The sequence below is a fragment of the Trichlorobacter sp. genome, assembly GCF_030247655.1.
Classification (GTDB): domain Bacteria; phylum Desulfobacterota; class Desulfuromonadia; order Geobacterales; family Pseudopelobacteraceae; genus Trichlorobacter.
This window is the reverse complement of sequence record NZ_JAOTRZ010000123.1, coordinates 1-8,310: the sequence shown is the minus strand read 5'-3', so window position 1 is coordinate 8,310 and position 8,310 is coordinate 1. Positions and strand designations below refer to the sequence as shown.

Below are 8,310 nucleotides of genomic sequence, written 5' to 3'. Positions count from 1 at the left end.
ATGCCTTTGGCCTGCAGGTGGCGGCCCAGTCCTTCGCGGTCGCGCCATTTGCCGGTGTTGTCGATCAGGATGGCATTGTTGATACCGTAGGCGGTGTAATCTACATTTTCTGGTGCATCGGCATAGGTGATTCTGATCATGTTGCCGTTGGATGATGGCGTTTTCTTCCTCATCCACGGTGATGATGCCGCTGAACTGGCCGTGGATAGAATCGCGGCGCAGCAGGCTGGCCCGCTTGAGCAGGTCATCGGCGCTGCCTTTGCGTACCACTGCTGCCCGCAGGCGCAGTTTTTCGCCGCTGCCGGATTTTTCTACCAGCAGGCGGGCCAGCAGTCGGCCGATCCGTCCAAAGCCGTACAGGACGATATCCTGCGGCTCATCCAGCAGGGTGTGGCGGCCGGTGTTGACGCTTGCCAACTCAGCAGCAAGGTAGTCACGGACACTGGTGGTTGACTGCTGGTTGCCGAAACCAATGGCAAGCTTGCCGATATCGATCCGGGCCGGGGCCAGATCAAGCTGGCAGATCGCCTCGACAATCGGCAGGGTTTTAAGCGCTGACAACTCTTCATCAATGATCAGACGGGCAAAGCGATGGGCCTTGAGGATGTCGATGGTGGTGCTGTGTACCAGTGAACGGCCATAGACCGTACAGACAATGTTCCGTTCGCGGTAGAGCTGGCCGACCAGGGGCAGGATCTGCTCTGCTGCCTCTTCCAGTCCTTGCCACTCCTTCAGGTGATCTTCCTGTTTGCTTTTCATACCGTTGTCCCCTCGCATAAAATAAAAACTCCCAATCATCTGCCGAGTTAGTGGCATCTGTCAAGAGCCTGTCACATTTTTGCAGCAAGCGTTACCGTTCCTGAATGACCTGTCCATGGCTGACAAAGGAGATGCCCTGACCCGATGTGGCACCGATCATGACCGCTTCAATCACCGGCGGGCTGATCGGGCGTTGAGTCTCCCAACGCACAATAAACTTGGGGGCAAAACCGCCACTGGTATCCTTTTCTTCAAGGTGGACATAGCTGGAGGCCAGTGGTGCCAGGCTCTGCGGTGAGGGGGCGTGGCGGCGGATCAGTCTGCCGTTGTGGTCATGGTAGTCTATGGCGGTAACAACCATGCCATCTCTGGGGTCGGTGTTTCTGACCGTCAGGGTAATGGCCAGGTTGTACGGATTGGCCCGTGGCCCGGTAAAGACATGGGAGTAGGCCGGGACATAGACGGTCTGCCCCCGTGAGCGTTGGAGCTCTGCGGACCAGCAGAGTGCTGGTAGTAGCGAAAGGCAGAAAATAGTGGCGGCAAGGGTGGTTTGTGACCGGTTGAATAGCGTCATGGCAGTCTCCTGATGAAGTCGGGATTGGGATAGTTTACAGGGGAATGGCCAGCAGGGCAATCAATGTCAGCAGGGTGTAAAGGATATACAGGTGCAGATGGCCATGCTGCAGGTGACGCAGCGGAGTCAGTTTTTGATTGGCCCAGGTCAGGAACGGCAGATAGATCCGCTCCAGTACGGCTTCAGGTACATGGCTTGCAAAGCGGGTGGATGACGGGAATGAACCGCTGATCTCTGGCTGGTGGCTATGGGGACGCAGGATGCCGGCAAACAGCTTGATCAACATCTCTGCAAAGGAGGAGGCACTGTACTGCATCCTGCTGGTGGGTGCCAGATAGCCGCAACCCCAGGTTTCACTGGTTGGATCACTGCTGCGGCGGGGACTGAACCGGTAGAAAAGGGTGATAGCAGCAAGCAGGGTGAGCCCCAGCACGGTAACCCATCCCAGTGGTGCAGCTATAGCCAGTCGAAGGTCTGATGCTGCCAGTCCGGGATGCCAGGCGGTAACGGCACGATCCAGCAATGGCGCAACCAGGGCAGGCAGCAGGCCGATGGTAGTGCAGACCAGCGCCAGCAGCGCCATGGGGAGCTTCATGCTGCTATCGGCTTCGTGGGCCAGGGCTGTCTGTTCAGTCCGGGCAGTCCCCAGAAAGACCACCCCAAAAACCTTGACAAAACAGGCCACTGCCAACCCACCCACCAGTGCCAGAAACGGTGCTGCCAGGGCAACTGCTGCCGCACCACTGCCCTGCATGGCGCCGTTGAACAGGCCCAGATAGATCAACAGTTCACTGACAAAGCCGTTTAAGGGGGGCAGGCCGCAGATGGCAACAGCGCCAATCAGAAAAAAGAAGGCGGTCCAGGGCATCCGGCGCAGCAGCCCGCCCATCCGGTCAATCTCCCGGGTGCCGATGGCATGGATGATTGATCCGGCCCCTAGAAACAGCAATGACTTGAACAGGGCATGGTTGATCACATGCAGCAGCGCGCCGCCCATCCCCAACAGGATCAGCAGGCTGGAGCCGTTATGGGCACCGATCAGGGCCACACCGATGCCGATGTAGATGATGCCGATATTTTCAATGCTATGGTAGGCCAGCAACCGTTTCAGGTCATGCTGACCAATGGCAAAGGCCACACCGACCACACCGGAGATCACCCCCAGGGCCAGGACCGTAATCCCCCACCAGAGCGGGATGTCGGTGAAGCAGGAGAGGGTGCGGACCAGGCCGTAGATGCCGATCTTGAGGATCACCCCGGACATGATTGCTGAGATATGGCTGGGGGCATTGGCATGGGCAGAGGGGAGCCAGATATGCAGCGGCATGATGCCGGCCTTGAGGCCAAAGCCCAGCAGGGCCAGCAGCAGCGCTGCAGTTGCAAAGGGGGCGGTTCCATCAAGGCTGGCAACCTGTGGCAGCAGAAAACTGCCGGTCTGTGCTGCCAGCAGGGAAAACAGCGCAAACAGTGACAGGGTGCCGGTGTGGGTGCAGATCATGTAGAGACTGCCTGCTGTGCGTACCTCGGCCTCGTCGTCATTGGTGGTCAGCACAAAGTAGGCGGCCAGGGCCATGATCTCCCAGCCGATCAGGAACAGGCCTGTTGAGCGGGCCACCAGCACCCAGAGCAGTGCTGCCACCAGCAGCCCGAAGTAAAAGGTGATCTTGCGGGTGGTGCGGGGATGCTGGTCAGCGGGCCAGTAGCCCAGGCTGTAGGTACTGCAGCTGCAGGCAACCAGCAATATCGGGATTACAAACAGGGCGGAAAGGGGATCAAGGGCAAGGATATGCGGGCCAAAGGGGAGTGACAGGGTCACAAGGTAGCTGGTGCTGTTGCCGGTAAGCAGGCTGCTGAGTGCTGCGCCAAGCCCAAGGATAGTGGCAACGGCAATCAGGAAGACGCTCAGGCGTTGGGCAGGGACAGGGGAAAGCAGTTTCAACATCGCTGGCAGGCCGGACAGGGCGGCAAGCAACACCGCACCCATCAGCAGCAGTGTTGGATCAATGCCCCAGGCCCCGTAGCTCATGGGCTTGCCTTTCCTATGTCGCTTTCAATCTGACGCAGGGTTGCAAGAATCAGCTCCCGCTGACAGGGTGTTTTAAGGACCTGGCGTAGCCGGTCATCACGCAGGGCATAGGCCAGTTTTGAAAGCAGATGCAGATGGGTGCGCACGGTTGGGCTGGTGATGGTGAACAAGGTCTGTACCGGCTTGCCATCCAGCGCGCCAAAATCAACCGGCTGGGCCAGAAAACAGAGTGATACCTTGGGTACCGGCAGCCGTAGCAGCAACGGGTTGCGGACATGGGGAATGGCGATACCGTCACCCACCGCCGTGGTGCCCATCGCCTCCCGGGCCAGCAGTACCTGCAGGACGAAATCAGGATCAAGTTCTTCCGGCAGGCTAAGCAGGTCCACCACCTGCTGCAGCACTGACTGGACATCGCTGCCTACCACATTGCAGTGAATTCCGCCTGCCTCAAGCGCCTGACTTAACAGTGGCAGTGGACGGGTGTCATCTGAGTCATCAAGCTCAAAGATGGCTGGATCAACCTTGATGCCCCGCTCCGTGGCCCACTCCAGCAGATCAACCCGGTTTATATGGTAATCCCCCCGGATCTGCTCGGCTGGCAGTTTGTCGTTCCTGATCCAGCGCAGGACAGTTTTTTCATCCACATGCAGGGCCTGGGCTGCGTCTGCTGCTTTTAGCTGCATAACGGTGGTGCCTTTCATGGTACGTAGTAACGCTGTTTCTATGGTAACTAGGCCTAATATGCGGCATCTGGCAAAAAAATATACCATGTTATTGGGGTCTGTGGTATAGAAAAACGGCATTTGCTAAAACGCTGTCTCTGTATTAACTAGTCCAGCGCTATTTCTCAATTAATGGAACTGTTTTACTATGGTCTTTGTCTGGAACATAGACGTTGATCCGGTCGGCAGCCTGTTGTGGGCAATTACGCTGATTGGGTTGAGCGGCCTGCCCGGCCTGCTGCTGAAGCGGCCCGGACCAGGTCAGATCCTCTCGGTTGGTATCACCGTCTGCGCCGCCTTGTGGGGGATGGCAGGGGCGCTGCGAATACTTAATGGTGTCCCTGCAAAAACGTACCAGCTTGATTGGCCACTTCCCTTTGGCCCCTGTGAACTTTCTGTTGACCCACTCTCTGCACTCTTTCTGCTTCCGCTGTTACTGGCAGCTCTCTGTTGCTCCCTCTATGGTCTTGCCTATCTGCCTGCTGCCAGCCAGCCTGCTGTTGAAAAACGGGTCACCCTGTTTTCCGGTCTGCTTTTGGCCTCCATGGCGCTGGTGCTGGTGGCCCGTCATGGCGTGTTGCTACTGATGGCCTGGGAGATTATGGCCCTTTCTTCCTGGTTGTTGTTGATGACTGACCAGCAGAGCCTGCAGGTGCAACGGGCCGGTACGGTCTACCTGCTGGCCACCCATGCTGGTACCACCGCGTTGTTTGTGCTGTTTTCCCTGCTAAAGGGAGAAACCGGTTCTTTTGCGTTTCCTGCAGCCCACAGTCTGGCGTTGGGGAGTATGGTTACTCTGGTGATGCTGGTGGCTGCCCTGATCGGATTTGGTGCCAAGGCCGGTATCATGCCGCTGCATATCTGGCTGCCCGGAGCCCATGCCAATGCCCCCAGTCATGCCTCGGCCCTGATGTCCGGTATCATGTTGAAGGTGGGGATTTACGGCATCATCAGAACGGTTTCATTTTTTCAGCAGCTGCCGGTCTGGTTTGGCTGGCTGGTGCTGCTGTTGGGGGCGGTCTCGGCTATTACCGGTATTGCGTTGGCCTCGGCACAGCGAGACCTGAAGCGTCTGCTGGCCTGCAGCAGTATTGAAAATATCGGTATCATTTGTATCGGCCTTGGCATGGCGCTGGTGGGGCTGCAGTCCGGTAATCGGGTGCTGGCTGTACTGGGGCTGTCCGGGGCCTTTATCCATATCATCAACCATGCCCTGTTTAAACCGTTGCTGTTTCTAGGCAGCGGGGCGATCATCCATGCCACCGGTACCCGTCAGATTGACCGGATGGGGGGGCTTTCCCGTATCCTGCCCCGTACAGCCCCCCTGTTTCTGGTTGGCTCACTTGCCATCTGCGGCCTGCCGCCGCTGAACGGTTTTGTTGGAGAACTGTTTCTCTATTTTGGCGCTTTTTCTGACGGCATGTTTTCAGACGGCATGTTTTCAGACCTGCCACTGATCGGCTTCGTGGCTCCAATTCTGGCCCTGGTGGGCGGGCTGGCGGTGATTACCTTTGTTAAACTGTATGGTGCAGTTTTTCTTGGTGTGGCCCGTGATCCTGCAACAGCGCACGGCCATGAAGCACCGCTTGCCATGCTGCTGCCGATGGGGCTTTTAGCAGGACTCTGTCTGATTGGCGGATTTGGTGCGCCATTGCTACTGCAGTTGGTGGCACCAGCCGTGATCCAGTATGTGGGTGTCTCCCCCCAGTTATTTGCCCAGATTGCCGATGCGGTGCCGCTGCAGCAGATCTCTCTGGTAAATGGCCTGCTGGTGGCCGGGATGCTGGTGGTCTGGCTGATCTGGCGTTTTCTGGTGCAGCGGGCTCCCGTTGCCGCATCCAGTACCTGGGGCTGCGGCTATCTGGCGCCAACTTCCCGGATGCAGTACACGGGGAGTGCTTTTTCTGAACTGGTTACCGGATTGATCAGCGGTCTGGTTGGGGCACAGGGACAGCTGTCCGGGTTGAGCGGTGCTTTCCCCGCTTCAAGCCGTTTTGTTACTGTTACCACAGAACGGATACTGGATCAGATGATCATTCCATCCCTGCGGGGGGCTGACTGGTGTCTGGCCTGGCTGCGCCGGATGCAGCACGGGCACCTGCATCTCTATATTCTGTATATCTTTGCCACTCTGTTTGTCCTGATGGTCTGGAGTCAGCCATGATGATGAGCATCCTGTTTCATGTTCTGTTGCTGCTGCTGATGCCGCCGTTGTTACTGGGGGTGATCAACAAAACCAAGGCAGCCTTTGCAGGCCGTCTGGGTGCCCCTTACTTTCAGCCCTACTACGACCTGGTCAAGCTGTTTCGCAAAGGATCGGTCTTCAGCAGTACCACCACCTGGGTCTTCCGGGCCGGGCCGGTGGTGACCCTGGCGGCAACTTTAGTGGCCGCGCTGCTGGTGCCGTTGGGCAATCATCCGGCTATCATCTCCTTTAACGGTGACATGATCCTGTTCGCCTATCTGTTTGGTCTGGCCCGTTTCTTTACCACCAGTGCCGCCCTTGATACCGGTTCCCCCTTTGAAGGGATGGGGGCGGCCCGCGAAGTGACCTTTGCCTGCCTGGTGGAACCGACCCTGTTTTTTATCCTGATCACCCTGGCCCGGATGAGCAAGAGTCTTTCCCTGACTCCGATGCTGCTCTACCCTTCGCCAACGGTCTGGGGTGAGGCCGGGGCGGCCATGCTGCTGCTGGTGGGGGCGTTGTTCATTGCGCTGCTGGCTGAAAACTGCCGGATACCGTTTGATGATCCCAATACCCACCTGGAACTTACCATGATTCATGAAGTGATGGTGCTGGATCACAGTGGTCCTGCTTTTGGCCTGATTCTATACGGTGCTGCTTTAAAACTGTTTGTACTGGGTGCGGTCTTTGTGAATCTGGCGTTGCCGTTTAAGACCGGTAACCTCTTGATTGACTGGGCTCTTTTTGTGGTGGCCATGCTGTTCCTGGCCGTGCTGATCGGTGTGGTGGAATCGGTCATGGCCCGCTTGCGGATGGTCAGAATTCCGCAACTGCTGGTGGCAGCCACGATCCTTTCCGCCTTTGCCATGTTGCTGATAGTGAGGTGATGCAGATGGTTTCCTTTGCCGATCAACTGCTGGTGCTGGTGATGCTGATCAACTTCATCATGCTCGGTTCCAGCCGGATGGCCTTTGTGATCAGGGCCGTGGCAGCCCAGGGGGTAATTCTGGGGATTATACCAGGTTTGCTGCATCCTTTTTCCGGGCATCTGCTGGCTATTACCGCCAGTATTATTCTGGCCAAAGGGCTGGTGATCCCGTATCTGCTGAATGATGCAGTGCGCAAGGCCCAGATCCGGCGTGAGGTTGAGCCGTTCATCGGCTACGTGCCCACCTTGCTGCTGGGAGCGGTCTTTACTGCCCTGGCTTTTGTGTTTGCCCAGAAGCTGCCGTTGGCGCCGGAACACCGGGATCTTTTGTTTGTACCGGCTTCCATCGCCACGCTGATGGCTGGATTTTTGATTCTGACCACCCGTAAAAAGGCGATATCCCAGGTTATCGGTTATCTGGTGCTGGAAAACGGGATCTTTATCTTTGGTCTGTTGCTGGCCGAGGCGATGCCGTTCATGGTTGAAGCTGGCGCACTACTGGACCTGCTGGTGGGGATTTTTGTGATGGGGATTGTGATCAACCATATCAATCGTGAGTTTTCAACGGTGGACACCTCACGACTGCAGACACTTCGGGAGGAATAGGGGGATGCTGACCTATCTACTCGTGCTGCTGCCGCTGCTGGGGGCCCTGATCGCCTGGCTGATACCCAGTAACCGTCTGCGTCCGCTTATGCTGCCAGCCATTGCACTGCCGCATCTGGCCCTAAGCCTCTATCTGATTGTCACGCCGTCAATCAAGGTGCCGGGCAGCTGGCTCTGGCTGGACCCGCTGGGCAAGATTACCCTGCTGGCAGTCAGTACCCTGTTTGCGGTCTGCGGGGTCTACGCGGTCGGCTATCTGGCGTACCGTCAGGAACGTTCCAACCGGGTGCTCTGCCTGGGGCTGCTGGTCTGCCTGGCGGCCATGTCGCTGGTAACCCTCTGCCAGCATCTGGGGCTGCTCTGGGTGGCGGTAGAGACAACGACGGTCTCCATGGCTCCGCTGATCTATTTTAATCGTAATGCCCGCTCCATTGAGGCCACCTGGAAATATCTGATGATCTGTTCCGTGGGGATCGCTCTGGCCCTGCTTGGGCTGTTGTTTCTGGC

The 8,310-nt window shown here is 57.4% G+C and carries 6 protein-coding genes and 2 pseudogenes; 4 read left to right on the top strand and 4 right to left on the bottom strand.

Annotated elements, in window-relative coordinates:
- The 4 genes and pseudogenes from OEL57_RS10970 to OEL57_RS10955 all read right to left on the bottom strand — a co-directional run.
- A pseudogene (locus OEL57_RS10970) lies at positions 1-759 on the bottom strand (glyceraldehyde 3-phosphate dehydrogenase NAD-binding domain-containing protein); the annotation flags it as partial.
- 91 nt (positions 760-850) lie between these two features.
- Positions 851-1,333 carry a DUF3124 domain-containing protein gene (locus tag OEL57_RS10965; RefSeq protein WP_300740575.1) on the bottom strand — a complete coding sequence of 161 codons (483 nt, stop codon included), beginning with the start codon at positions 1,331-1,333 and terminating at the stop codon, positions 851-853.
- A gap of 34 nt (positions 1,334-1,367) precedes the next feature.
- Positions 1,368-3,359: a proton-conducting transporter membrane subunit gene (locus OEL57_RS10960; protein ID WP_300740574.1), complete on the bottom strand. Its 1,992-nt coding sequence runs from the start codon at positions 3,357-3,359 to the stop codon at positions 1,368-1,370.
- Entirely contained in the window at positions 3,356-4,045 is a 690-nt protein-coding gene (locus tag OEL57_RS10955) for a PTS sugar transporter subunit IIA (protein ID WP_300740578.1), read from the bottom strand. The genes OEL57_RS10960 and OEL57_RS10955 overlap by 4 nt, the downstream gene beginning before the upstream one ends.
- Positions 4,046-4,232: 187 nt before the next feature.
- Here OEL57_RS10955 and OEL57_RS10950 point away from each other — a divergent pair, with 187 nt between their 5' ends.
- From OEL57_RS10950 to OEL57_RS10935, 4 genes and pseudogenes are all read left to right on the top strand, one after another.
- Complete coding sequence (locus OEL57_RS10950) at positions 4,233-6,248, top strand: proton-conducting transporter membrane subunit (RefSeq protein ID WP_300740573.1); 2,016 nt, start codon at positions 4,233-4,235, stop codon at positions 6,246-6,248.
- A complete protein-coding gene (locus OEL57_RS10945; protein ID WP_300740577.1) occupies positions 6,248-7,156 on the top strand; it encodes a respiratory chain complex I subunit 1 family protein in 909 nt (302 codons plus the stop codon). The genes OEL57_RS10950 and OEL57_RS10945 overlap by 1 nt, the downstream gene beginning before the upstream one ends.
- Before the next feature lie 5 nt (positions 7,157-7,161).
- The gene (locus OEL57_RS10940) at positions 7,162-7,803 is read left to right on the top strand and encodes a hydrogenase (protein ID WP_300740572.1); all 642 of its coding nucleotides are present in this window, start codon (positions 7,162-7,164) and stop codon (positions 7,801-7,803) included.
- Between the two features lie 4 nt (positions 7,804-7,807).
- A pseudogene (locus tag OEL57_RS10935) lies at positions 7,808-8,310 on the top strand (hydrogenase); the annotation flags it as partial.

Excerpts from the sequence above, each read along its gene's own strand:
- OEL57_RS10960 (WP_300740574.1), bottom strand. The coding sequence starts at position 3,359 with ATGAGCTACGGGGCCTGGGGCATTGATCCAACACTGCTGCTGATGGGT.
- OEL57_RS10955 (WP_300740578.1), bottom strand. The coding sequence starts at position 4,045 with ATGCAGCTAAAAGCAGCAGACGCAGCCCAGGCCCTGCATGTGGATGAA.
- OEL57_RS10965 (WP_300740575.1), bottom strand. The coding sequence starts at position 1,333 with ATGACGCTATTCAACCGGTCACAAACCACCCTTGCCGCCACTATTTTC.
- OEL57_RS10940 (WP_300740572.1), top strand. The coding sequence starts at position 7,162 with ATGGTTTCCTTTGCCGATCAACTGCTGGTGCTGGTGATGCTGATCAAC.
- OEL57_RS10950 (WP_300740573.1), top strand. The coding sequence starts at position 4,233 with ATGGTCTTTGTCTGGAACATAGACGTTGATCCGGTCGGCAGCCTGTTG.
- OEL57_RS10945 (WP_300740577.1), top strand. The coding sequence starts at position 6,248 with ATGATGAGCATCCTGTTTCATGTTCTGTTGCTGCTGCTGATGCCGCCG.